Origin of the sequence: Demequina aestuarii (assembly GCF_000975095.1) — a bacterium.
Taxonomy (GTDB): Bacteria; Actinomycetota; Actinomycetes; order Actinomycetales; family Demequinaceae; genus Demequina; species Demequina aestuarii.
Window position 1 is genome coordinate 1,707,096 of record NZ_BBRD01000001.1, and the last position, 24,874, is coordinate 1,731,969.

24 protein-coding genes are annotated in these 24,874 nt (G+C 69.1%); 2 read left to right on the forward strand and 22 right to left on the reverse strand.

Going from position 1 to position 24,874, the window contains the following annotated elements:
• Window position 1: 1 nt before the first annotated feature.
• Window positions 2-769: a ZIP family metal transporter gene (locus AOP72_RS08020; RefSeq protein WP_062134763.1), complete on the reverse strand. Its 768-nt coding sequence runs from the start codon at window positions 767-769 to the stop codon at window positions 2-4.
• 44 nt (window positions 770-813) lie between these two features.
• Here AOP72_RS08020 and AOP72_RS08025 point away from each other — a divergent pair, with 44 nt between their 5' ends.
• Window positions 814-1,308, forward strand: a complete 495-nt coding sequence (locus tag AOP72_RS08025; protein WP_062134766.1) for a GNAT family N-acetyltransferase — start codon at window positions 814-816, stop codon at window positions 1,306-1,308.
• A gap of 9 nt (window positions 1,309-1,317) precedes the next feature.
• On the opposite strand, the gene AOP72_RS08030 is transcribed toward AOP72_RS08025, so the two are convergent.
• The 16 genes from AOP72_RS08030 to rimP form a co-directional block, all read right to left on the reverse strand.
• Window positions 1,318-1,803 (reverse strand): hypothetical protein, encoded by a 486-nt coding sequence (locus AOP72_RS08030; protein WP_062134769.1) that lies wholly within the window; start codon window positions 1,801-1,803, stop codon window positions 1,318-1,320.
• Entirely contained in the window at window positions 1,804-2,547 is a 744-nt protein-coding gene (gene dapB / locus AOP72_RS08035) for a 4-hydroxy-tetrahydrodipicolinate reductase (RefSeq protein ID WP_062134773.1), read from the reverse strand.
• A 119-nt stretch (window positions 2,548-2,666) separates the two neighbouring features.
• Window positions 2,667-3,986, reverse strand: a complete 1,320-nt coding sequence (locus AOP72_RS08040; protein WP_062134776.1) for a M16 family metallopeptidase — start codon at window positions 3,984-3,986, stop codon at window positions 2,667-2,669.
• A 203-nt stretch (window positions 3,987-4,189) separates the two neighbouring features.
• Complete coding sequence (locus AOP72_RS08045; protein ID WP_062134779.1) at window positions 4,190-6,412, reverse strand: polyribonucleotide nucleotidyltransferase; 2,223 nt, start codon at window positions 6,410-6,412, stop codon at window positions 4,190-4,192.
• A 323-nt stretch (window positions 6,413-6,735) separates the two neighbouring features.
• Window positions 6,736-7,005, reverse strand: a complete 270-nt coding sequence (gene rpsO, locus AOP72_RS08050) for a 30S ribosomal protein S15 (protein WP_062134782.1) — start codon at window positions 7,003-7,005, stop codon at window positions 6,736-6,738.
• A 128-nt stretch (window positions 7,006-7,133) separates the two neighbouring features.
• Entirely contained in the window at window positions 7,134-8,063 is a 930-nt protein-coding gene (locus AOP72_RS08055; protein ID WP_084631561.1) for an amino acid ABC transporter permease, read from the reverse strand.
• A complete protein-coding gene (locus AOP72_RS08060; protein ID WP_062134785.1) occupies window positions 8,060-8,713 on the reverse strand; it encodes an amino acid ABC transporter permease in 654 nt (217 codons plus the stop codon). The genes AOP72_RS08055 and AOP72_RS08060 overlap by 4 nt, the downstream gene beginning before the upstream one ends.
• 64 nt (window positions 8,714-8,777) lie before the next feature.
• Window positions 8,778-9,641, reverse strand: a complete 864-nt coding sequence (locus AOP72_RS08065) for a glutamate ABC transporter substrate-binding protein (RefSeq protein ID WP_062134788.1) — start codon at window positions 9,639-9,641, stop codon at window positions 8,778-8,780.
• Window positions 9,642-9,703: 62 nt separating this feature from the next.
• Window positions 9,704-10,477: an amino acid ABC transporter ATP-binding protein gene (locus AOP72_RS08070; protein WP_062134791.1), complete on the reverse strand. Its 774-nt coding sequence runs from the start codon at window positions 10,475-10,477 to the stop codon at window positions 9,704-9,706.
• 39 nt (window positions 10,478-10,516) lie between these two features.
• Entirely contained in the window at window positions 10,517-11,491 is a 975-nt protein-coding gene (locus tag AOP72_RS08075) for a bifunctional riboflavin kinase/FAD synthetase (RefSeq protein ID WP_062134794.1), read from the reverse strand.
• Between the two features lie 5 nt (window positions 11,492-11,496).
• Window positions 11,497-12,471 carry a tRNA pseudouridine(55) synthase TruB gene (gene truB, locus AOP72_RS08080; RefSeq protein WP_062137038.1) on the reverse strand — a complete coding sequence of 325 codons (975 nt, stop codon included), beginning with the start codon at window positions 12,469-12,471 and terminating at the stop codon, window positions 11,497-11,499.
• On the reverse strand, window positions 12,455-12,916 hold the full coding sequence (gene rbfA, locus AOP72_RS08085; protein ID WP_062134797.1) for a 30S ribosome-binding factor RbfA: 462 nt from the start codon (window positions 12,914-12,916) through the stop codon (window positions 12,455-12,457). The genes truB and rbfA overlap by 17 nt, the downstream gene beginning before the upstream one ends.
• Complete coding sequence (infB, locus tag AOP72_RS08090; RefSeq protein ID WP_062134800.1) at window positions 12,916-15,627, reverse strand: translation initiation factor IF-2; 2,712 nt, start codon at window positions 15,625-15,627, stop codon at window positions 12,916-12,918. Before infB ends, rbfA begins: the two co-directional genes overlap by 1 nt.
• 136 nt (window positions 15,628-15,763) lie before the next feature.
• The gene (locus AOP72_RS08095) at window positions 15,764-16,045 is read right to left on the reverse strand and encodes a YlxR family protein (protein ID WP_084631564.1); all 282 of its coding nucleotides are present in this window, start codon (window positions 16,043-16,045) and stop codon (window positions 15,764-15,766) included.
• 12 nt (window positions 16,046-16,057) lie between these two features.
• Window positions 16,058-17,086 (reverse strand): transcription termination factor NusA, encoded by a 1,029-nt coding sequence (gene nusA / locus AOP72_RS08100; RefSeq protein ID WP_062134803.1) that lies wholly within the window; start codon window positions 17,084-17,086, stop codon window positions 16,058-16,060.
• A 51-nt stretch (window positions 17,087-17,137) separates the two neighbouring features.
• Window positions 17,138-17,602, reverse strand: a complete 465-nt coding sequence (rimP, locus tag AOP72_RS08105) for a ribosome maturation factor RimP (protein ID WP_062134806.1) — start codon at window positions 17,600-17,602, stop codon at window positions 17,138-17,140.
• A gap of 90 nt (window positions 17,603-17,692) precedes the next feature.
• Here rimP and AOP72_RS08110 point away from each other — a divergent pair, with 90 nt between their 5' ends.
• A complete protein-coding gene (locus AOP72_RS08110; RefSeq protein ID WP_152650302.1) occupies window positions 17,693-18,685 on the forward strand; it encodes a hypothetical protein in 993 nt (330 codons plus the stop codon).
• A 214-nt stretch (window positions 18,686-18,899) separates the two neighbouring features.
• Here AOP72_RS08110 and AOP72_RS08115 read toward each other — a convergent pair whose 3' ends face one another.
• The 5 genes from AOP72_RS08115 to AOP72_RS08135 all read right to left on the reverse strand — a co-directional run bounded on the left by AOP72_RS08115 (window position 18,900) and on the right by AOP72_RS08135 (window position 24,874).
• Entirely contained in the window at window positions 18,900-20,693 is a 1,794-nt protein-coding gene (locus AOP72_RS08115; RefSeq protein ID WP_062137044.1) for a proline--tRNA ligase, read from the reverse strand.
• A 69-nt stretch (window positions 20,694-20,762) separates the two neighbouring features.
• Window positions 20,763-21,311, reverse strand: a complete 549-nt coding sequence (locus tag AOP72_RS08120; protein ID WP_062134810.1) for a hypothetical protein — start codon at window positions 21,309-21,311, stop codon at window positions 20,763-20,765.
• Window positions 21,312-21,446: 135 nt separating this feature from the next.
• On the reverse strand, window positions 21,447-22,367 hold the full coding sequence (locus tag AOP72_RS08125; RefSeq protein ID WP_062134813.1) for a GNAT family N-acetyltransferase: 921 nt from the start codon (window positions 22,365-22,367) through the stop codon (window positions 21,447-21,449).
• A complete protein-coding gene (gene ispG, locus AOP72_RS08130; protein ID WP_062134816.1) occupies window positions 22,364-23,518 on the reverse strand; it encodes a flavodoxin-dependent (E)-4-hydroxy-3-methylbut-2-enyl-diphosphate synthase in 1,155 nt (384 codons plus the stop codon). Before ispG ends, AOP72_RS08125 begins: the two co-directional genes overlap by 4 nt.
• Before the next feature lie 45 nt (window positions 23,519-23,563).
• On the reverse strand, window positions 23,564-24,874 hold the full coding sequence (locus tag AOP72_RS08135) for a M50 family metallopeptidase (RefSeq protein WP_062134819.1): 1,311 nt from the start codon (window positions 24,872-24,874) through the stop codon (window positions 23,564-23,566).

Here is a 24,874-nt window from a genome sequence, read left to right on the forward strand (position 1 = left end):
GCTACAAGAGTTCCCCGAGTGCGAACGCCACCAGGAAGCCTGCTGTGGCGATCAGCCCGGTCGCCCAGTGGTCCTCGTCGAAGGCCTCCGGGATCATCGCGTTGCAGACCATCGCCAGCAATGCACCCGCAGCGACGGACTGGATGACGGCGATGGTCGCGCCGGACGCACCCTCGAGGAAGAGCACCGCGATGACGGTCGCGACCACCGCCAGAGCCGTGATGCCTCCCCACAGCCCGAAGACGAAGCCCGCGCCACGCCCCGAGCGCTTGAGGGGCACGGTGCCCGCCAGTCCTTCGGGAACGTTGCTGAGGCCGATCGCGGCGACGATGGCCACCGGGAAGCTGCCGCTCGCCGCAGCGAGGCCGATCACGATCGCCTCCGGGATGCCGTCCAGCAGCGCCCCCACGGCGATGGCCGTACCGCCTCCCGGGCTGTCCCCGCCACGCTGCGCGGTGGCGTTGCGAGACCCGGACACCGCATGCGAGGCGTCGCGGTGCCGCGTCGCGAGCCGAGTCACGAGCGCGTCACCGCCCACGTACAGCAGCGCGCCGCCCGCGAAGCCCGCCACCACGGGCCACACGCCACCGGACTCATGCGCCTCGGTCACGAGCTCGAGCGCGAGCGTCGCGATCAGCACTCCCGCGCCGAACGCCATCACCGCAGCGGTCGCCCTCTGCGACACGTTCCAGCGCCATGCGATCACCGCACCCGCCAGCAGAGTGCCGACGCCCATCAGCGAGCCGAGTGCCGCTGTCCCCACGATCATGTCGCCAGGCTAGCGGTCCGGCAGCCCCGCGTAGGCTGGTGTCCATGCCCACCGCCGATGTCTCCGCCCGCCCCGCCGTCCCCGGAGACGAGGAGGCCATCACCGCCATCCAGCTCGCCACGTGGCGCGAGCGCATCGGCGCCGATGCGGTCGACGCCCTGCCCGGCGATGAGGTGCTGGCCGCGTGGGGTGCCGCGATCGAATCCCCGCCCTCCCGCGAGCACCGCGTCTTCGTCGCGACGGACGGCCCGCACGTGGTGGGGTTCGCGGCGCTCGCCTCCGCCGGCGAGATCATCGCCCTCGAGGTGGCTCCCGAGCACCGGCGCCTGGGTCACGCGTCGCGCCTGCTGGCCGCGTGCGTCGACACCCTGCGCATCACCGGGGGCACCAGCGTCCGGGCGTGGGCGTTGGAGGGCGACACCGCACGGGAGGCGTTCCTCACGGGTGCGGGGCTGGGCGAGGGCGGCGTGCGGCGCGGCATGGAGGGACCCGACGGCGAGATGGCCGAGAGGATGTTCCGAGCAGAACTGGGTGAGTAGCGACCGCAGCTACGAGGCGTCGCCGCGTCGAGCGGCCTTGCGCTCCGCGCGGTACAGGTCCGCGGCGTGGAGCAACGACTTCCTGGCCATCGACCGGTCCCGGTTCGCGTCATACGCGTACCCCACGTGGAACCACGCCGCCCAGTCCTCCGGTCGCTCCTCGGCGTCCCGGCGGGCGGTCTCGTAGATCGCCTCCGCCGCCTGCTCCGTGAGCCGGCCTGAGGATCCGCGCTCGCCCGCGTGGACCGGCAGCCGCCCCTCGCGCTCCAGTTGGCTCGCCATGCGCTGCACCGTGATGCCGAGCCGCCACTCGTGGAAGAGCCACCACGCCCCGATGAGGGGCAGGACGAGCAGTGCGGCGCCCAGACCACGTGCCGCGAGCTCATCGGCGCGCACGAACGCGAACGCGAAGTCGGCGACGAACGCGAAGTACAACGCGACGATGACCGTGATGGCCACGGCCGCGAGGAACGCGGGGTTGCGGAACACCCCCATCTAGAGCCTCATGTACCCGTCGAGTCCGACGGTGAGTCCTGGATGCGCCGCCACCTCGCGGACGCCCAGCAGCACGCCCGGCATGAAGGACACGCGATCGAAGCTGTCGGTGCGAATCGTGAACGCCTCCCCCGCGTTGCCGAACAGCACCTCCTCGTGCGCGACCATGCCGCGCAGCCGCACCGCATGCACGTGAACGCCGTCGACGCTCGCGCCTCGGGCGCCGTCAGGGTCGTGCGTGGTGGCGTCGGGGCTCGCTCCCAGGCCTGCCGCCGCCCGCGCCGCGGCGATTCCCCTGGCGGTGTGGATCGCGGTCCCGGAGGGCGCATCGACCTTGTCGGGGTGGTGCAGTTCCACGACCTCGGCGGACTCGAAGTAGGGCGCGGCGGCGGCGGCGAAGCGCATCGCGAGCACCGCGCCGATCGCGAAGTTGGGGGCGATCAGGACGCCCAGGTCGGGGCGTTCCTTGAGGTGCTCGTCGACGCGCGCCAACGAGTCGCTCGTCCACCCCGTCGTGCCCACCACCGCGTGGATCCCGGCGTCGATGAGCGCGTGGACGTTGGCCTCGGTCGCGTCCGGCACCGTGAAGTCGATGGCGACGTGGGCCTTCGCGCGGGCGACTGCGGCGATGTCATCGTCGGTGTCGAGGGCCGCGACCAACTCCAGATCCTCCGCGCCTTCCACCGCCTGCACGACGTGAGAACCCATGCGCCCTGCGGCGCCCAGCACTGCGACGTTGATCATGCGTCTACTCTACGGGCCGCCTTCGCGCTGCCCTGCGCCCTGGCAGTGCATGGCGGCACGATCGCACCGTGTTCCGTGCGCTCGTGCACTGCCAGCGCGCGCCCGATGCGGGAGAGGGCTCAGGCGGCGGGGCCCACGCGTACGCGGGTACGGGGACGGGACGCGAGGTCCGCTGCGAGCCCCACGACCTGATCCGCCGTGATGGCGCGCACCTCGTCGAGCGCCTCGCCGATGCTCCACAGCTCTCCGAACACGAGCTCGGACTTGCCCAGGCGGGACATCCGGGAGTACGAGTCCTCGAGGCGGAGCACCGTGGTGCCCGCGATCTGCCCCTTGGCCTTCTCTAGCTCCTCTGCAGTGACGCCCTCAGCCATGCGGTCGAGCTCTCCGCCCAGCAATCGCTCGACCTCGTCCGCCGCCTTGGGGTTGCACGCGGCGTACATGCCCCAGATGCCGGTCTCCGCGTTAGGGGCGCCGAACGAGTACACCGCGTAGGTGAGGCCGCGCTTCTCGCGGATCTCCTGGAACAGCCGCGACGACATCCCGCCCCCCAGGATCGCGTTGAACACGCTCAGGGTGCTGCGCCGCTCATCAGTGGCGCGGTACCCGCGCGAGCCGAGCAGCACGTGCGACTGCTCGAGGTCGCGAGTGACGGAGACCTCGGGCACCAGCACGGCGTCGAGCGGTGCGAGGGGGTCGCGCCGCGCGCCCGGCGCGATCTCGCCGGTGAGGTCCCAGCCGCCCGCCGCCAGCGCATCGGCGACGAGGGCGCACACCGTCTCGTGGTGCACGTTGCCTGCCACGGTGACGATGAGCCCCGAGGGCACGTAGTGCTGCTGGTAGTGCTCCCACACCGCGTCGCGGGTCACGGACCTGATGATGTCCGGCGTGCCGCCGATGGGCCGACCCAGCGGGTGACCCGAGAGCACGGCCTCGGTGAAGCGCTCGTGCGCGACATCGCCCGGGTCGTCCTCTGCCATCGCGAGCTCCTCGAGGATGACGCCGCGCTCCATCTCGAAGTCGGCCTCGTCGAGCCGCGCCGAGGTCACCATGTCGAGGATCAGGTCGATCGCGAGCGGCAGGTCCGTGTCGATGGTGCGGGCGTAGTAGCAGGTGTACTCCTTGCCCGTCATGGCGTTCGACTCTCCGCCCACCCGGTCGAAGGCCTCGGCGATGTCGAGGGCGCTGCGACGCGCGGTGCCCTTGAACAGCAGGTGCTCGAGGAAGTGAGTCGAACCGGCGTGCTCGGGGGTCTCGTCACGGGAGCCCACCCCGACCCACGCCCCCATGGTCGCCGAGCGCATGCCCGGGATGTGTTCGGTCAGCACGCGCACGCCGCCGGGCAGCACGCTGCGCTGAATGATGGCGCCGGCGTCCTGCTCGACCGTGAGATGGGCGCCGATGGACGATGCGGGAACCAGGGGAAGTGCGTGAGGCATGAGAGCGAGCCTAACGCGGCGGGAGCACCTGCTCTCCCCCGCATCGGCCGTAGGGATCCGCGGGGCGGCGCGCTCGAAGACCCTGCCCATTCCCGCCGTGGAGGCCATATGCAGGGCCGCTGCGCCGGGAACCCCGGAGACGCCACGAGGGCGGCCCCGGCTTTCGCCAGGACCGCCCTCGTGTGGTCTCGATCGAGTGCGACTTAGTTGTCGTCGCCCTCGTCGTCACCGTTGGAGTCACCCTCGGAGCCGTCTTCGACGACGCCCAGCGACAGCTTGCCGCGCGGGTCGACCTCGGCGATCTGGACCTGAATCTTCTGGCCGATGGACAGCACGTCCTCGACGTTCTCGACGCGCTTGCCACCCACGAGCTTGCGGATCTGCGAGATGTGCAGCAGTCCGTCCTTGCCCGGGGACAGCGAGATGAACGCGCCGAACGCGACCGTCTTCACGACGGTGCCGACGAACCGCTCGCCGACCTCTGGCACGTGCGGGTTCGCGATCGCGTTGATCGCGGACCGCGCCGCCTCGGCCGAAGGACCATCCACAGCGCCGATGAACACGGTGCCGTCATCCTCGATCGAGATGTCCGCACCAGTGTCGTCCTGGATCTGGTTGATCATCTTGCCCTTCGGGCCGATGACCTCGCCGATCTTGTCGACGGGCACGCGCACCGTGATGATGCGGGGAGCGAACTCGCTCATCTCGTCGGGCTCGGAGATCGCGGAGTTCATGACGCCGAGGATGTGCAGACGCGCATCCTTGGCCTGGCTGAGCGCTCCTACGAGCACCGAGGACGGGATGCCGTCGAGCTTGGTGTCGAGCTGGATCGCGGTGATGAACTCGGACGTACCGGCAACCTTGAAGTCCATGTCGCCGAACGCGTCCTCGGCACCGAGGATGTCGGTGAGCGCCGCGTAGCGGGTCTCGCCGTCAACGGTGTCGGAGACGAGGCCCATCGCGATGCCCGCGACGGGGGCCTTCAGCGGCACGCCGGCGTTGAGCATGGCGAGCGTCGAGGCGCACACCGAACCCATCGACGTGGAGCCGTTCGAGCCCAGCGCCTCAGAGACCTGGCGGATGGCGTACGGGAACTCCTCGCGGTTCGGCAGCACCGGGACGAGGGCACGCTCAGCGAGCGCACCGTGGCCGATCTCGCGACGCTTGGGGCTGCCCACACGACCGGTCTCGCCCGTGGAGAAGGGCGGGAAGTTGTAGTGGTGCATGTAGCGCTTCTTCGTCTCGGGATTGAACGAGTCGATCTGCTGCTCCATCTTGAGCATGTTCAGCGTGGTGATGCCCATGATCTGGGTCTCGCCACGCTCGAAGATAGCCGAGCCGTGCACGCGCGGGATGGGGCCGACCTCGGCCGACAGCGGGCGAATGTCCGCAAGTCCACGGCCGTCGATGCGGACGCCGTCCTTGAGGATGCGCTGACGGATGGTCTGCTTGGTCACCGAGCGAATCGCAGCGGAGACCTCCTTCTCGCGGCCTTCGAACTGACCGGCGAAGTGCTCAAGGGTGTTCGCCTTGATCTCGTCGAGACGGTTCTCGCGCTCCTGCTTGTCAGAGATCTGCAGCGCGGAGGTGAGGTCGCCGGACACGTGGCCCTCGACAGCCGAGAACACGTCGTCCTGGTAGTCCAGGAAGCGCGGGAACTCCTGCACCTCCTTGGCAGCCTTGGAGGCGAGGTCGATCTGCGCCTCGCACAGCAGCTTGAGGAACGGCTTGGCAGCCTCGAGGCCCTGCGCCACGACCTCTTCCGTCGGGGCCTGAGCACCCTCGGAGATGAGGTTGAACGAGTCCGGAGTCGCCTCGGCCTCGACCATCATGATCGCGACGTCGTCACCGACGATGCGCCCGGCCACGACCATGTCGAACACCGCGCGCTCCTTCTCGGAGTGACGCGGGAAGGCGACCCACTGGCCGTCGATGAGTGCGATGCGCACGCCGCCGATGGGGCCGGAGAACGGCAGTCCGGACAGCTGCGTCGACATGGACGCGGCGTTGATCGCGAGCGTGTCGTAAGCGTCGTCAGGGTTGATCGCGAGGACGTCGATGACGACCTGGACCTCGTTGCGCAGTCCCGACACGAAGGTGGGGCGCAGCGGCCTGTCGATCAGGCGGCAGGTGAGGATCGCGTCGGTCGAGGGACGGCCCTCGCGACGGAAGAACGAGCCGGGGATCTTGCCGGCTGCATACGAGCGCTCCTCGACGTCCACCGTCAGGGGGAAGAAATCGAAGCCCTCGCGGGGGTGCTTGCCTGCCGTGGTGGCGGCGAGCAGCATCGTGTCGCCGTCGAGGTAGGCGGCGGTGGAACCCGCAGCCTGCTTGGCCAGACGGCCAGTCTCGAAGCGGACGGTGCGGGTGCCGAACGAACCATTGTCAATGGTCGCCTCGGCGAATTGGATCTCGGGACCTTCCATAGGGAAGTCGCTCCATTCTGTGGGAGCAGGCCAGGCGAACTCAAAGGGGCTTGGTAAGTGCCTCACTGATCGTCAGTCGACATGCCCAGACTCGTAGCCGCGGTGTCACACGCGGGGATTCTGCCCATCTCCACCGAGGATCAGCGTTCAGCCGGCCTGCCAGGTGTATGAAATTGGGCGCCGCCACTGCTGGCGGGCCGAGTCCATGCTATCAGCCGATGCGCACCTGGGGTTGAGGCGTGTCGTAACCGGGACAAATGAAAGGCCCGGCCGCTCGACTCTCGGAAGAGAGGAGCAGCCGGGCCGAGCGCACCGGGCGCGCCTTAGCGGCGCAGGCCCAGGCGCTCAATCAGCGAGCGGTAACGCTCGATGTCGATGCGCGAGAGGTAGTTCAGCAGGTTGCGGCGCTGACCGACGAGCAGAAGCAGGCCACGACGCGAGTGGTGGTCGTGCTTGTGCATCTTGAGGTGCTCGGTCAGGTCCGTGATGCGCTGCGTCAGCAGCGCGACCTGGACCTCGGGGGAGCCGGTGTCGCCCTCGGTCGTGGCGTACTCGGTCATGATCTTCTTCTTCACAGCGGTATCGAGAGGCATCGACTAGCTCCTTGTGGTCTCGTTGCGCGGCGCACCCGGGCTGGTTCTCCGGGGCACTGGAATCCGCGGCCGTTCTACGGCGAAGATCAAGCATACCGGACGCGTGGCCGATCCGCGACGGCCACTCCTCAGGTGCGCGGGAGGTCGCCGGGGCCTCTCCCGTGGGTGGCCGTCAAGCGGGCCGCCTCCGCGCCGCCCTCTGGCATCGGCGGTTCCCCCTCGTCGGCCTTCGCCACGTTGCCGGAACTACGCATGCGTCCCTCGAGCCAGATCGCGAGGCGCGAGACCAGGATGTTGATGAGAATGTAGACCGTGGCGCCGACGAGGAAGACCGGGATGGTGTAGCGGTCTCCGAAGTACTCGCGCATCGTTCGAATCTGCCGCAGGAGCTCAGAGTAGGCGATGATGTAGCCGAGCGAGGAGTCCTTGAGCAGCACCACCAACTGGCTCACCAGCGCCGGAAGCATGATGCGGACGGCCTGCGGCATCTCGATGAGCACCGTGGTGCGCATGGTCGAGAGGCCGACGGACAAGCCCGCCTCCCGCTGCCCCGCCGGGAGCGCCGCAAGGCCTGCGCGCAAGATCTCCGCCACGACCGCCATGTTGTACACCACAAGCCCGAACACCACCGACCACAGCCCCGACCACCCGAAGCCGAACCTCGCGAGCACCATCATCAGCAGCACAGGCAGGCCGCGGAAGATCTCGGTGACGACCGTGGCGGATGCGCTGCCCAGCCGGTTGCGCAGTCCCCGACGGAGCACGCTCAGCGCGCCACCGAGAGCGAGGGCGAGCGGTGCCGCGATCACCGTCGCGAGCATCGTCGCGCCCAGCCCGCGCACGAGCAGTGCGTGCCATACATCGGCCGCCGTCTGCCCCTTGGGCGGGTCCCACAGCACGGACCAGCGGTCGTCGAAGATTCCCCGCTGGTTGAACGCGTAGATGATGTAGGCGAGCAGCGACACGAAGAACGCCGTGAAGACGATGTTGTAGACCACGTCCCGGCGCTTGGCCTTGGGCCCGGGGATGTCATAGAGAACGGAGGCTTGTGAGCTCATCGCGCGAACGCCACCCTCTTCTCGACCTGCGAGGCCAGTAGTCCGAGCGGGATCGTGATCAGCAGGTACATCAGACCGATTCCGACGATCACCTCGATCACGTCACCGGGGTAGCGATTCGCCAGCCTCTGTGAGACCGCGACCAGTTCGGTGAAGGCGAACCCGGCCGCGACGGACGTGTTCTTCGTCAGGGCGATCAGCACGGAGATGAGCGGAGGGATGGCCGACCGCCACGCCTGCGGCAGCACGACCCTCATCAGGGTCTGCGAGAACGTCATTCCCACCGAGCGGGAGGCCTCGGCCTGGCCGATGCCGACCGAGTTGACCCCCGATCTCAGCGCCTCGCACACGAAAGAACTGGTGTACAGGCTGAGAGAGACGACTGCGGGCCAGAACCCGAGATCGGGAAACACGAACCCGACAGATGGAGCCACGAACACCCAGAAGAAGAACATCAGCGTCAGAGGCGTGTTGCGCACGATCTCCACGTACAGCGCACCGAAGGTGCGCAGCGGGCCGATGGGCGACACGCGGAAGGCAGCGAGGACCGTGCCCCACACCAGTGCAATCGCGCCAGAGACGGCCGTCAGCGACAGCGTGGCGAGAAAGCCGCCCCACACGAGGCCAAACTCCTCGATGAAGGTGATCACCGACGCTCCCTTCAGGTGTGCGAGCGTGGCCCCTCCCCGCAGGAGGGGCCACGCTGCGGTTCAACTACTCGACTTCGTAGCGGTCGACCATCGGCACCTCAGGCTCGGGCAGCACCGTGCCCGCGGTCTCGTTCCACGCGTCGAGCCAGCGGCCGTCGTCGAATGCCTCCTCCAGCAGGTCGTTGATCCACATGCGGAACTCCGTGTCGTCGCGCGCGAGGCCGATGCCATAGGGCTCCTCGGTGAACGGCTCGCCGACCACCTGGAAGGCGTCATCCTCCGCGACGTAGCCCGCGAGGATCACGTTGTCGGTGGTCACCACGTCGACCTGGCCGTTGCGCAGCGGCTCGAGGCAGTCCGTGTAGGACGCGAACAGCTCGAGTTGAGCGTCCGGGTAGTTCTCCTCGATGTTCGCCGCAGGAGTGGATCCTTCGACGGAGCAGACCCTCTTGCCCGCGAGGTCGTCGGGGCCCTGGATCTCGTCGTTGTCCGCCAGCGTCATCAGCGCCTGGCCAGCGTTGTAGTACGGGCCGGCGAAGCTGATGCGTTCCTTGCGCTCGTCGTTGATGGTGTACGTCGCCACCACGATGTCAACGGTGCCGTCTTCCACGAACTGCTCTCGGTTCGCGGACACCGTCTCGGTCCATTCAATGCCGTCCTCGGGGATTCCTAGTTCCGCGGCGATGATCCTGCCGATCTCGACGTCGAAGCCCTCTGGCGTGCCGTCCGGAGCAACGAGGCCGAACAGCGGCTGGTCGAACTTGGTGCCGATGGTGATCTCGCCGGCGTCCGCCAGCGCCGCCATCGTCGACCCCTCGGGGAACTCCCCTGGCTCAACGTCGGCGACCTCTCCGTCATCGGACCCGCACGCCGCGAGGGCGAGCACTGCAACCGCACCGAGCGCGGCCATCTTGGTTCGTGTGAACATGGTGTCTCCTCTCTCCCGCCCCGAGGATGGCCCGGGGCCCTTACGCACCGCGTGCGTCAAGTTCAATGCGTGAGAATCTTCGACAGGAAGTCCTGCGCACGACTGGTCTGGGGGTTCGTGAAGAACTCCTCCGGAGTAGCCTCCTCCATGACTCTTCCGTCGGCCATGAACACGACCCGGTTCGCTGCCTTCCGTGCGAAACCCATCTCGTGAGTCACGACGATCATCGTCATGCCGTCCTTGGCGAGGTCGGTCATGACGTCCAGAACCTCATTGATCATCTCGGGGTCCAGTGCCGAGGTGGGCTCGTCGAAGAGCATCACCTTGGGCTGCATCGCGAGCGACCGCGCGATCGCCACGCGCTGCTGCTGCCCGCCGGAGAGCTGCGCCGGCAGCTTGTCCGACTGGTTGGCCACCCCGACTCGCTCGAGCAGCGCCATCGCCTGCTCGCGCGCTTGTCGCTTAGGGGTGTGCCGCACCTGAGTGGGACCGAGGGTGACGTTCTCAAGAATTGTCTTGTGGGCGAACAGGTTGAAGGACTGGAAGACCATGCCCACGTCGGCGCGAAGCTGAGCGAGCGCCTTGCCCTCGTCGGGCAGCTTCACGCCGTCGACCGAGATGGTGCCGCTGTCGATGGTCTCGAGGCGGTTGATCGCCCGGCACAGGGTGGACTTTCCTGCGCCGGAGGGGCCGATGACGACCACGACCTCGCCGCGCCGCACCGTCAGGTTGATGTCCTCCAGGACGTGCAGGTCTCCGAAGTGCTTGTTGACGTGATCGAGCACGACCAGCGGCTCGCCGCTACCGACCTCGACCGACCCTGGGGCTTCGTCCATCTACCGACCATAGCCCCAGATGTCCGTGTTTGGCCTGGTTTAATCGACTTGTAACATTTGACGGCTCCACGCGACGTCGGCGGCAAGGGCGTCCTTGAGCCCCTCGAGCGAACCGAAGTCGAGCATGGGCCGTCGCCACTCGACGAGGTCGAAGGCGACGTCCGCGCCGTAGAGATCCAGCCCCGATCGGTCGAAGGCGAACCCCTCGACGCGCAGCCCCTTGGCCCCGACGGTGTAGTTGATGCCGATGCTGATCGCGGTCGCGAGCGGCTCCCCCACCAGCGCCGCTGCGCGCTCGTTGTCCCGGCCGTCGAGCACCGTCATCCAGCCCGCGTAGACGCCGTGGCGCGGCACCATACCGCCGGTGACGTCGAGGTTCGCGGTGGGGAAGCCGATCTCGCGGCCCAGCTTGTCGCCGTCGACGACGACTCCCCGCAGGCGGTGCGGCCTGCCGAGCACCACCGCTGCCTCCCGCATGCGACCGTCGTCGAGCAGCTCCCGCACCCACGTCGACGACCATCGGCGCCCGGTATCCGACACCGCGCACGCGTCATCCACGACGTCAGTCTCGAAGCCCATGGTCGCGCCGATCGCCCGCATGGTCTCGACATCGCCCGCATTGCCGCGACCGAACTTGGTGTCGGCGCCGACGACGACGGTCGCCGCGCCCAGACCGTCGACGAGCCAGCGACGCACGAACTCCTGCGGCGTCTGGCTGGCGAACTCCAGCGTGTACGGCACCACGAGGACGCCGTCCAGGCCGGTCTCCGCCAGCCGGTCGAGCTTGTCGTCGAGACCGGTGATCAGCACGGGAGGGTGCTCGGGATCGTGAACGGCCTTGGGATGCGGTTCGAAGGTCATCGCGACGGCGCGATGACCGCGCTCGCGCGCATCGGCCACCATCTGGGCGAGCACGGCCTGGTGACCGCGGTGCACACCGTCGAAGTTGCCCAGCGTGACAGCCGTGGGCCCGAGGTCAGCAGGTACGTCGTCGAGCGAGCGCCAGATCTGCATGGCGCTCATTGTGCCTTGCCTGATGCCGGCTCGGTCACCGACGGCCGGAACACCACCGCAGGACGGAGCACATCACCCCGCGGCTCGAGCACCGCCACGAGGTCGCCGTCCGGCGCAAGCCCCGCGAAGGGCCCCTCCCCAGCATCGACGTCGCCCAGCGCCGATGCCGGGATCGCCTGACCATAGCCCAGCGCCCGTGCCTCGGGCTCGCTCAGGCGAAGCGTGGGAAGAACGGCCGATGCGGCATCGCCAAGCGGCACGCGCGGCACCTCGGCGCCGGTGTCGACGAGGGCGGAGAGGTCGTCAAGGGTGTGAGCGTCGGACAGCGTCAGGCCGCCCACGCGGGTGCGCCTCAGCGCCGTGAGGTGGCCGCCGACTCCCCTGCCATCCACGGTCAGGGCCGTGCCGAGGTCGCGGGCGAGCGCCCTCACGTACGTGCCGGAGGACACCTCGACGTGAACGTCGAGGTCGAGGACGTCACCGTTCCGTCGGATGTCGAGGACGTCGAACGCACTCACCGTCACCGGACGTGCGGGGATCTCGACGGCCTCGCCGTCACGAGCGCGCTTGTAGGCGCGCTGTCCGTCGATCTTGATCGCGCTGACCGTGCTGGGCACCTGGGAGATGTCGCCCGTCAGCGCCGCGACCGCATCGGCGATCGCGGAGTCCGTCACCGCGGAGGCATCGCACGACGCCGTGACCTCGCCCTCGGCGTCGTCTGTGACGGTGGACTGGCCGAGCCGAATGGTCGCGTCGTACGCCTTGTCGTGCCCCACGATGTAGGTGAGGAGGCGTGTAGCGCGCCCGATCCCCACCACCAGCACGCCGGTGGCCATGGGATCGAGCGTGCCCGCGTGGCCCACCTTGCGCGTGCCAGCGAGCCTGCGCATCCGGCCCACGACGTCATGAGACGTCCAGCCGGCGGGCTTGTCGACGATCACGAGCCCAGGAGTGGGCTCGGGCTTAGGAGCCTTCGCCATCCGCGTCGCGACCGTCAGCATCCCGGTCTTCTGGACGACGATAAGGGTCCTCGTCACCCGCATACGCCGCGTTCTCACGCAGCTTGGCGAGTTCGGCGTCACGCTGTGCGGCCTCGTGCAGAGCCTTGTCCAGCGTCGCCGCCGTCTCCGGCACCGCGTCGAGGTGGAATTCGAGCGACGGCGTCAGCCTGATGCCGAGCTCCTTGCCCATCAAGGAGCGCAGCCGCCCCTTGGCGGAGGCGAGGGCGGCGGCCGTGGCCGCGCGCTCCTCGTCCCCGCCGTACACGGTGTAGAAGACGGACGCCTGCTGCAGGTCGCCGGTGACGCGAACATCGGTCACCGTGACGAAACCCAGGCGAGGGTCCTTGATCTCCTTCTCGAGCGCACGGGCCATCAATTTCTTGATGGTTCCCGCGAGCCGGAGAGCGCGTGCACTGTCTGCCATCAGGACCTCGGAATCTCGACCATCTCGAAGGTCTCGATCATGTCCCCGACACGGATGTCGTTGAACTTGCCCAGACCGATACCGCACTCGAAGCCGTCCTTGACCTCGGTGGCGTCGTCCTTGAAGCGACGCAGGGTATCGATGGTCGGCTCGCCGATCACCACTCCCTCGCGCACGACCTTCGCCTTGGCGTTGCGACGGATCACGCCGTTGCGCACCAGGCATCCGGCGATGTTGCCGAACTTGGAGCTGCGGAAGATCTCCATGACCTCTGCACCACCGGTCTGACGCTCCTCGTACTCGGGCTTGAGCATGCCGGTGAGCGACGCCTCGACGTCCTCGAGCACGCGGTAGATCACCGAGTAGAAGCGCATGTCCACGCCCTCGCGGTCCGCGAGGTCCTGGACGCGCTCGGCAGGACGGACATTGAACCCCAGGATGATCGCGTTGTCGACCGTCGCCAGGTTCACGTCGTTCTGCGTCACGGCGCCCACGCCGCGGTGGATGATGCGCAGGTCGACCTGCTCGCCCACATCGATCTGCAGCAGAGCGTCCTCGAGCGCCTCGACGGCACCCGACACGTCTCCCTTGATGATGAGGTTGAGGGTGTCGACCTTGCCCTCCTCGATGGCCTTCGTGAAGTCCTCGAGGCTGATGCGCTTGCGGCGCTTCGCGAGCTGCGCGGCCCGCTCGGCGGCCTCGCGCTTCTCGGCGATCTGACGCGCAGTGCGGTCGTCGTCCGCCACCAGGAACGTGTCTCCCGCTCCTGGCACCGAGGTCAGACCGATGACCAGCACGGGACGGGCAGGAAGAGCCTCCTGCACCGGGTTGTCGTGCTCGTCGAACATCGCACGGACGCGGCCGTGAGCCGTTCCGGCCACGATCGAGTCGCCGACACGCAGCGTTCCCGAGTTGACGAGGACGGTCGCCACGGCGCCGCGGCCCTTGTCGAGGTGAGCCTCGACGGCCACACCGCGAGCGTCCTTGTCGGGGTTCGCGCGCAGGTCGAGGCCGGCGTCTGCCGTGAGCAGCACCGCCTCGAGAAGCGCATCGATGTTCTTGTTCTGGAGAGCAGAGACCTCGACGAACATCGTGTCGCCGCCCCACTCCTCAGCCACCAGGTTGTACTCGGTGAGCTGCTGACGGATCTTCTCCGGGTTCGCCCCTTCGGAGTCGATCTTGTTGATCGCCACCACGATGGGCACGTTGGCCGCCTGTGCGTGGTTGAGCGCCTCGATGGTCTGAGGCATCACGCCGTCGTCCGCCGCGACCACGAGGATCGCGATGTCGGTGACCTTCGCACCACGGGCACGCATGGCGGTGAACGCCTCGTGACCCGGGGTGTCGATGAACGTGATGGCACGGGTGATGCCTTCGTGCTCGTGGTGCACCTGGTAGGCGCCAATGTGCTGGGTGATGCCGCCGGCCTCGCCAGAGATGACGTCGGCCTTGCGGATCGAGTCCAGCAGACGGGTCTTACCGTGATCGACGTGACCCATGACGGTGACGACCGGGGGACGCTGCTCGAGGTCCTCGTCGGTCTCCGCCTCGAGCTCGGCCTCGATGTCGAGGCCGAAGTCCTCGAGGAGCTCGCGGTCCTCCTCCTCGGGGGACACGATCTGGATCCGGTAGCCCAGCTCCTCGCCGAGGGTCTCGAAGGTCTCCTCGTCGAGCGACTGCGTCGCGGTCGCCATCTCACCGAGGTGGAACAGCACCGTGACCAGCGACGCGGGGTTCACGTCGATCTTCTCGGCGAAGTCCGACAGCGTCGCACCGCGGCGCAGACGGATCAGCGTCTCGCCATTGCCCCGAGGGATCTGGACGCCGCCGATGGACGGCGCCTGCTGCTGCTCGTACTCGGCCCGCTTGGCGCGCTTCGACTTCCGCGAGCGTGCGGGGCGTCCGCCCTGGCGCCCGAAGGCACCAGCGGTACCGCCACCGCGACCGCGTCCGCCGGCAGCAGGACGGCCACCGGGGCCGCCGAAGCCGGGACGGCCACCGGGGCCACCAGGACCACCGGCACCGCCGGGACCACCGCGGCCGCCGGGACCACCAGGGCCGCCGCGACCGGGGGTGCGGTTGGGCATCTGACCGGGCGAGGGACGGGGTCCCCTGCCGCCAGGTCCGGAGGAGGCGCCACCCGGTCCACCGGCGCCGGCAGGAGCGCCGGCGCCGCCAGGCGCGGGGGCACCGGGACGACCACCGGGACGAGCGCCGGGACGCTGCGTCTGGAACGGGTTGTTGCCTCCGGGGCGCGGACGCGGGCGAGGCCCAGGGGTGCGCTCGGAGAACGGGTTGTTGCCACCCGGGCGCGGACGCGGCTTCGGCATGTCCGAGGAGGACCCTGCGTCGGTGGCGGCGTCAGCATCAGCCGACGGGGCCGGAGGCGACGCGGGCGCCTGCTCCGACGGTGCGGGCGGCGCGGGAGTGGGTTCGGGGGCCGCGGCCTCAGGCTCCGGGGCCGCGGGCTTGGGGGCCGCAGGCTTGGGTCCGGGCTTGGCCGCGGGCTTGGGGGCCGACTTGGCAGCCGGGGCGGAGTCCGTCGTTGCGGGCGCTGCGGGGAAGGCTTCGCGAGCCTTGCGCACCACAGGCGCTTCCAGGGTCGACGACGGACCCTTGACGTATTCGCCGAGCTCGTTGAGCTTGGTGATCAGCGCTTTGCTCGGTACTCCGAGCTCTTTCGCGATCTCGTGAACGCGGGGCTTTGCCACAATTCTCCTGTCTCGGTTCGACCGAGGCAGGGTCGAACCATCGTTACGGGTAGGCACTCATTGCGAGGCACTCATCAGACGACCATGGGCTTTCGTCCCGTTCTGTCGATGGCTGGATGGCGGGCGGCACGCGCACTCACGCGTCCGGAAGGACGACGCCCGACGCATCGGCGCCGGGAAAGCGCAATGCTCTCCCGAACTGACGGCGTCGGAGTGCAAGTGCGATGCAGTCGGGATCAGGATGCAGCCACGCGCCCCGTCCCGGCTGACGTCCGTTCTCGTCGACGACCACACGGTCGCCCTCGAGCACGTATCGCACCAGAACCGACCGAGACGCCTTGCTGCGGCACCCGACACACGTCCGCACGGGAACGTGCGGGAGCGCGCCAGGGTCACCAGAAGGCTGTCTCGGCTTCATCAGTCTAGCGCGTCACCGCTCCGGCGAGGAACGAGGCTCATCGGCGCGTCCGGGAACCTCCGGCGCCTCGTCGGATCGGATGTCGATGCGCCAGCCCGTGAGCCGGGCCGCGAGGCGGGCGTTCTGGCCCTCCTTGCCGATGGCGAGCGACAGGTGGAAGTCGGGGACGACCACGCGCGCGGCACGGGCCTCCTCGTCGACCACGGTCACCGAGACCACGCGCGCGGGCGACAACGCGTTGCCGACGAACGTGGCGGGGTCCTCATCCCAGTCGATGATGTCGATCTTCTCGCCGTGCAGCTCGCTCATCACGGCGCGGACGCGAGAGCCCATCGGGCCGATGCAGGCGCCCTTGGCGTTGACGCCCGGCTCGACGGCCCGCACCGCCATCTTGGTGCGGTGGCCGGACTCGCGTGCGAGGCTCATGATCTCGACCGTGCCGTCGGCGATCTCGGGCACCTCGAGCTCGAAGAGCTGACGCACCAGTCCCGGGTGGGTCCGCGACAGCGTGATCGACGGGCCCCTCATGCCGCGACCCACGTCAAGAACGTAGCCACGCAGACGCTGCCCGTGCTCGTAGCGCTCCGTGGGCACCTGCTCGTGCGGCGGCAGGAGCGCCTCGACGTCGCCGATGTCCACGTGGACGTTCCTGGGGTCGGCGCTCTGCTGGATGATGCCCGAGACGAGCTGGCCTTCCTTGCTCGCGTACTCGCCGAGCACCGCGTCGTCCCCGGCCTGACGCATGCGCTGGAAGATCACCTGGCGCGCGGTCGCCGTCGCGATGCGACCGAAGTTGTCCGGGGTGTGGTCGAACTCCGGCAGCGCTTCTTGCGGCTCGTCGGCGTCGGGATCCGGGTCCTCGCGCGCGAAGATCGACACCTTGCCGGTGTCGCGGTCCACGTGAGCGCGCGCGTGCCGGTAGGCGCCGGGAGTCTTGTGATACGCGGACACGAGCGCCTGCTCGATGGCGTCGAGAAGAATGCTGAGCCGGATGTCGCGCTCTTTTTCGAGGCTCTTCAGGGCCTGCATGTCGATGTCCATGCCGCCTCCTTGCTGTTCAATCGTCAATCTACGGTGTCAGGGCGAAGCAGGTCAGTCGAGGCGCCTCATCTCGATGACCACGCTTGCGCCGGTCACGTCGGCGATCGCCACGCGCTCGGTCGCGGCGTCAGTCGCGATCACCAGCACGTCACCGTCGACGTCCTGAAGCACCCCTGTCACCTGAGCGCCGTCTGCGAGCGCAAGTGCCACCTTGCGGGTGCGTGCGCGCATGAAGTGGCGCCGTTCAGTGAGCGGGCGGTCGGCGCCGGGAGTGGACACCTCGAGCGTGTAGGGGGTCGATGGCACATTCGCATCGTCGAGCGCGGCGCCGATGGCTCGGGAGGCCGCGGCCACCGTGTCGAGATCAGCGGAGCCCAGCTCGGACTCGGGAAGGTCGACGGTGACGACCACGCGCGACCGCTTGCCTGCGGCGGTGACAGTCACGCCGTCGAGCTCCAGGCCCGCGTCGCGGGCCGCCGGTGCGGCGAGCTCGGAGATTCTGGTCGTGAGATCCATGGGGCTCAAGCCTCCTGTGCGCTCGGCGCGGTCCGTTCCTGAAGTTCGTCGAAGGACAGTGTAGTCGCCCGTCATGAAAGGATGGCGGCCATGACGGCCAGACTCCTCCGCGCATCGGCCGTCTCGGTGGCCGTGCTCGCGCTCGCAGCGTGTTCCTGGAGGCTCGAGACGCCTCCGCCAGAATGGCCCTCGCCCAGTCCGGAGACGCTGGTGCGGGATGCCGCCGCCGCGCGCGAACAGGCGGTCATCGACGCCACCCCGGACGGCGCCGGCGCATCGGGGTCCACCACCGCGCAGGCCGCGGTCCTGAGCGAGATCGAATCCGTCGCCGCGCCGGCACGGCTCGAGGCGTTGGGCGGGTTCTACGTGCCATATCCGCACCAGTCCCCGTCTCCGTCACCGAGCGACGGCAGGGTCGACCTGATCGGCGCGGGCATGGGCGCCCGCGATGGGCATCTGGCCGAGGCCCTCGTGACGGACGACCCCGATCTCGCCTTCCTGCTCAGTTCCGCGGGCTTGTCTCACGCGCTCTCCTCCTGGTACTCCGCGTGGGTGGAGGACGCGATCGCGCAGTCGACGGAGCCGGTCGTCGCCGAGCGCCTGCTGGATTCGCCCGCGCTGCCCGACGGCGGCCCGGTGCCATCCGCGACGAGCATCGACCCCGCCGTCGTCGCTGATCTGGTCGTGATGCACGACCAGGCGCGCTACGCGTACGAGGTGCTCGCCGCCCGGGCCGCCGACGAGGAGCGTGACCGATGGCTTGCCCGCAGAGATCTGCAGGACGCCCGCGCGACAGCGCTCGCCCAACTGCCGGGCGTCGCTGACCGGCGGGAGTCGGTATATGTGCTGCGCAGCGAGGACTCCGGGGACTCCGCGGCGCGCCTCGCGACGGCTCAGGACCTCGAGACTGTCGCGGGCGTGACGTACGCGACGATGCTCAATGGCGCGGACGCGGAGGACATGCCGTGGCTGCTCCACGCCGCATTCGACGCCTACGCGCAGGCGGCCGCGTTCGGCGAGCCGACGGCGGAGTCCTACCCAGTGCCCCCGCTCCCGGGCATCACGGTGGGCGGCGGCAGCTAGGGCGCGTCCACCCCGCCGGCTCCCGCGTCGCTTCCACGTGTGCGCGGCGCGGCGACCGCTCGCTCGTACGGGCCCGCTGGTGGGGGCGGGAACGCTCTGCTGCCGATCGCCATTCGTGCGGCCATCGCAGTCTGGGCCGCGCACCCACCGCACGCGAGGGAGGACGGAGGGGGCGCGGCAGTCGCCATCGACGCCCGCCGGGTGGGTCAGGCCGCTAGTCGCCGAGCGCCTGGCGAACGCGAGCGGTCAGCGTCGCGACCGCATCGGCCACCGGAAGTGCCTCGCTGGTGCCGTCGGCCCTGATCTTGAGTTCGACCTCGCCGTCCGCGAGGCCTCGCCCCGCGACGAGGATGAACGGCGCGCCGAGCAGCTCCGCGTCCTTGAACTTGACGCCGGGCGACACCTTGGGGCGGTCGTCGTAGAGCACCTCGACGCCGGCAGCCTCAAGGTCGAGCGCGAGCCGCTCGGCCGCATCCGCGACGTCCTGATCCTTGCCTGCCGCGACCACGTGGACGTGATAGGGCGCGACGTGCGCGGGCCACGTGAGGCCCCGCTCGTCGTTGTTGAGCTCGGCGAGGAGGGCGAGTGCACGGGTGACGCCGATGCCGTACGAACCCATCGTGACGGTCACCTGCTTGCCGTTGACATCCAGCACCTGGAGCCCGAGGGCGTCGGCGTACTTGCGGCCCAGCTGGAAGATGTGGCCGATCTCGACTCCGCGAGCCAGCTCGAGAGGACCCGAGCCGTCGGGAGCCGGATCGCCCTCGCGGACGGTGGCCCCTTCGACCGTGCCGTCGGCGGCGAAGTCGCGACCCGCGGTGAGCTCGAAGACGTGGCGGCCGGGCTCGTTGGCACCCGTGATCCAGCGCGTGCCGGGGACGATGCGCGGGTCGAGGAGGTACGGAATCGCGGCGTCGCCCTCGTCGCCTCGCGACAGGCCCTCGGGACGGGCCTGCGGACCCAACGCGCCGGGGCCGATGTAGCCCTTCACGAGCTCCGGGTGGCGGGCGAAGTCCGCCTCGGTCGCGGGCTCGATGGTCGCGGGCGCGAGGGCCGCCTCGAGGCGCGTCATGTCGGCGTCGCGGTCGCCAGGCAGGCCCACGGCGAGCAGCGAGCGCTCCCCCGCCGGCGAGGTCAGTGCGAGCACGACGTTCTTGAGCGTATCCGCAGCGGTCCACTCGCGGTCGGGCCGCGGGTGGTGCGCGTTGGCGTGCGCGACGAGGGTGTCGATGGTCGGGGTGTCGGGCGTGTTCTCGACGTGCGCGGCAGGAGCGTCGTCGATGGACAGCGCATCGGGCACCGGGGTCGTGACGGCCTCAACGTTGGCGGCGTAGCCACCGGGCGAGCGCACGTACGTGTCCTCGCCGATGGCGGTGGGGGCGAGGAACTCCTCAGACTTCGACCCGCCCATGGCACCCGAGGTCGCGGAGACGATCACGTAGTCGATGCCGAGCCGGTCGAAGACCCGGATGTACGCGGCGCGCTGCACCTGGTACGCGGCCTCGAGTCCCTCGTCGTCGATGTCGAACGAGTACGCGTCCTTCATGATGAACTCGCGCCCGCGCAGCAGCCCAGCGCGCGGCCGGGCCTCATCGCGGTACTTGGTCTGGATCTGGTACAGCGACAGCGGCAGGTCCTTGTACGAGGAGTACAGGTCCTTCACGAGCAGCGTGAACATCTCCTCGTGGGTGGGGGCGAGCAGCATGTCGCCGCCCTTGCGGTCCTTGAGACGGAACAGGTTCGGCCCATACTCCTCCCACCGTCCGGAGGCCTCGTAGGGCTCGCGCGGCAGCAACGCCGGGAAGTGCACCTCTTGGCTGCCTGCGGCTTCCATCTCCTCGCGCACGATCGCCTCGACCTTGGCGAGCACACGCAGGCCGAGCGGCATCCACGAGTAGATGCCGGGGGCCGCGCGGCGGATGTAACCCGCCCTCAGCAGCAATCGGTGGGACGCGACCTCGGCCTCGGCCGGGTCTTCGCGGAGCGTACGGAGAAAGAGTGTGGACATGCGGAGCATGACCATCAGCCTAGTGGCGGGCGGCGCGCGTACCGTCGCCACTCACGTCACTGCGATCAGTCAGTGAGGGAGTCGCCCATGCGCCTTCCGCACCGACGCCCACCCGACCGATGAGTGGGGTGCCGACGGCGCGCTCGCCACCTCAGCGCACGACACCTCGAGCGAGTCACCGGTCTCCTGTGACACGGACACCCCGGCGGGCACCCAGTACACCGGGTTCATCAACCTCGCCCCGTCCCCTCCGCCCACCGCAATCGCGAGAGTGTCCATGGTCACGGTCGAACCGTCCCCGTTCTTCGTCTCGATGCGCAACAGCAGGCCTGGGCTGTAGCGGTCGGTGCCCGGGTAGGCCGAACTGCAGACGATGCGCGGCGGTGCCGCTGGGGGCACACCGGCACCGTGGAGCAGGGCGCGACAGTTGCCATGTGACGCCGCGACCTCGCACAGCGTGGCCTCCGCAGCGCCGGCTTCGAAGGCTCGGGCCAGAGCCCCTTCTGCCGCCGCTAGGGTCGGCACGTCCGCAGGGGCCTGAGCGCCACCACCGCTGGCCACCCCCACCAGGAGCGCGAGAGTTCCGACGATCCGCGCACCACTGCCCACGGCCGTCACTGGCCCTCAGCTCGTGACATGTCACCCGCAGCGCATCGCACGGCTCGACGGTACTGTGCCCACGGCCCGCCGTCACCAGCGTCGCGTCCCTCGTCGGGCGCTGCCTGGCACCGCGCAGTCAGGGCATCCGGACAGCTAGAACATGACGGTCGCGAAGCTCCCCACGCGAACGAAGCCCACCGCGTCGTAGGTCGCGAGCGCCGCGGTGTTGAAGTCATTGACGTACAGCGACACGGTGGGCGCAAGGTCGGCGTGCACAGCCTCCACCACCGCCGCGAGACCAGCACGCGCGAGCCCGCGGCCGCGCAGATGCGGGTGAACCCAGACGCCCTGCAGTTGGGCCACCCCGCCCGCGAGCGCTCCGACCTCGGCTTTGAAGACGATCTGACGGCGCCCCTCGGCGAACCCGAACTGCACATAGGCGCGCCCGGCCTTCACCAGACGATGGAGCCTGTCCTCGTACGCAGCGCGTCCGTGGCGCATAGGGTCGTACCCGACCTCGCCGATGAACATGTGCACGCATGCGGGAAGCAGCGCGTCGTAGTCGTCCTCCCGAGCGGGGCGCACCGCGTCCAGGCCGAGCGAGAGAGCCGCGAGGGGCGGCACGTGTCGCACCTGGCCGTCGATGCGCATGGAGACCTGTCGCGGTCGCACCTCGCGTGCCGGCCCCCACCACGGCTCGACGCGTCCCCACAGATCAAGGGTGGTGGCCGCGGGACCGACGAGCGCGGCCGGCCGGCTGACCCTGGCCACGAGTGCGGCCGCGAGACCCGCCATGCGCTCCTCGGCCGACTCGGGGTCCGCCTCCGGCAGCACGGCGCAGACATTGGCGCCGGCCCACACGGCTCCGGTCATCTCTTTGCCCCAGCCCGCGCGCCGGCGCACCGTCCACAGCCCGGCGGGAAGAGTCCCGGACGACAGCGCGCTCTCGACGTGAGCCATGGGGACCACGTTCGCGACCGGGTCCTCCGCGCACATGGCACGGATCTCCTCCAGGTCGCGCCGCTGCGCCGGCGCCAGACTGTGCTGTGCGCGCCGGAGCAGCGAATCGGTCATGACCCGGCCATCACCTGCGGGCTCGCGCCCTCCACGGGTTCCATCGTCTCGGCGATGCGCATCGCCTCTTCGATCAGGGTCTCGACGATCATGCTCTCGGGAACGGTCTTGATGACCTCGCCCTTGACGAAGATCTGCCCCTTGCCGTTGCCTGAGGCCACGCCGAGGTCCGCTTCGCGTGCCTCACCCGGACCGTTCACGACGCAGCCCATGACGGCGACGCGCAACGGGACCTCCATGCCCTCGAGGCCCGCGGTGACCTTCTCAGCAAGCTCGTACACGTCCACCTGGGCACGTCCACACGAGGGGCACGAGACGATCTCGAGTTTGCGGGGGCGCAGGTTCAGGCTCTGGAGGATCTGGATTCCCACCTTCACCTCTTCGACGGGCGGGGCCGAGAGCGACACTCGAATGGTGTCGCCGATGCCCTGGCTCAGCAGCGCGCCGAACGCCGTCGCGGACTTGATGGTGCCCTGGAAAGCGGGCCCCGCCTCGGTCACGCCGAGGTGAAGGGGCCAGTCCCCGCGCTCGGAGAGCTGCTGATAGGCCTCGACCATGATCACGGGGTCGTTGTGCTTGACCGAGATCTTGAAGTCGTGGAAATCGTGCTCCTCGAACAGGCTGGCCTCCCACACAGCGGATTCGACCAGCGCCTCCGGGGTGGCCTTGCCGTACTTCTTGAGCAGGCGCGGGTCGAGCGACCCGGCGTTGACGCCGATGCGGATCGAGGTGCCGTGGTCCTTCGCGGCCTGGGCGATCTCCTTGATCTGGTCGTCGAACCGCTTGATGTTTCCGGGGTTCACGCGCACGGCCGCGCAGCCGGCCTCGATCGCCGCGAACACGTACTTGGGCTGGAAGTGGATGTCCGCGATCACCGGGATCTGGGACTTCTTCGCGATGATCGGCAGCGCATCCGCGTCGTCCTGCGTGGGGCATGCCACGCGCACGATGTCGCAGCCGGACGCCGTCAGCTCCGCAATCTGCTGCAGCGTGGCGTTGATGTCGGTGGTCTTCGTGGTCGTCATCGACTGCACGCTCACGGGGGCGTCACCGCCCACATCGACGCTGCCCACCTTGATCTTGCGCGTCTTCTTGCGAGGCGCCAGGGTGGGCGGGGGCATTGCGGGCATTCCTAGTCCGATGGAAGTCACAGTGTCATTATCTCCTCAAGATCGGGACAGCCGGTCCCGGGCATGTCACACGATCCTCACGGGTGCGACGATGTCCGCGTAAATGAGAACGACGCCCATCACCAACAGAATTCCGAAGACGGCATAAGCGACCGGCATCATGCGGGCCACATCGACTGGAGCGGGGGTCGGCAGCGACCTGAGCCGCGCCCACCCATTCTTGATGCCCTGCCACAGTGCGGACGCGACATGGCCACCGTCGAGCGGCACGAGCGGGATCATGTTGAAGGCGAACAGCGCGAGGTTGAGCCCGCCCAGCAGCATCAGCATGTCCGCGACCTTCTGCGTCAGGCCGTAGCCCTCGACCTCGGCGCCGGAGATCTCTCCGGCCACGCGGCCCACTCCTACCACGCCCATGATCGAGTCCTGGCTGCGCTCCTCCAGCCCCAGAGCCGCGCGCGAGACGTCGTACAGGTGCACCGGCAGCGTCGCGACCACCTCGACCGTGCGGCCCAGGTAGTCCCCGGTGCGCGCGAGGCCCGCGGTTGCCGGCTGGCGGACGGTCACGAACTCTGAGGTCATGCCGAGGTACCCGACTGTCTCGAGCTCGGCAGCCCCGGACTCGTCGACCACCGCCTGACCGTCGTCGTCGAGAACCACGCGGTCGCGCGCGCTCGGCGTGACGGTCAGTGCGAAGGGCTCGCCGTCGCGCGTCACCTCGAGGGAGAGCGTCTCCCCGGGTGAGTCCGCGATGAGTCCCGTGGCCTGCTCCCAGTCGTCGACGACCGTGCCGCCCACCGCGACGATGGTGTCGCCCGCCTCGAGGCCGGCCTCGCTGGCGGGAGAGGCCGGGTCGTCCGCAGCGCACTCGGTGGCTGCGGGGGCAGGCACGCACGGCACCACGGAACCGACGGTGAGCGACGCGGTGGGCGCGCCGACCGCCATCAGCACGCCGGTGAAGATGAGGACGGCCAGGATGAGGTTGACGAGCGGGCCGCCGAGCATGACGATCGCCTTCTTCCACCACGCCAGGTGGTAGAAGGCGCGAGCGTCCTCGCCGGGCTGGATCTCCTCGACCGCGGCCTCGCGCGCATCGGCGATGAGCCGCGAAGCCCACCCCGTGCCGCGCACCGGCTTGACCCTGTCCTCCGGGGGAATCATGCCCACCAGGCGCACGTAGCCGCCGAGCGGGATGGCCTTGACGCCATACTCCGTCTCTCGTCCCCGACGCGACCACACCTTGGGTCCGAACCCCACGAAGTACTCGCTCACGCGCACCCCGAACTTCTTGGCGGGCACCATGTGCCCGACCTCGTGCAGCGCGATCGAGACCAGCAGTCCGATCACCAGCACCAGGATGCCGATCAGCGTGTCCAT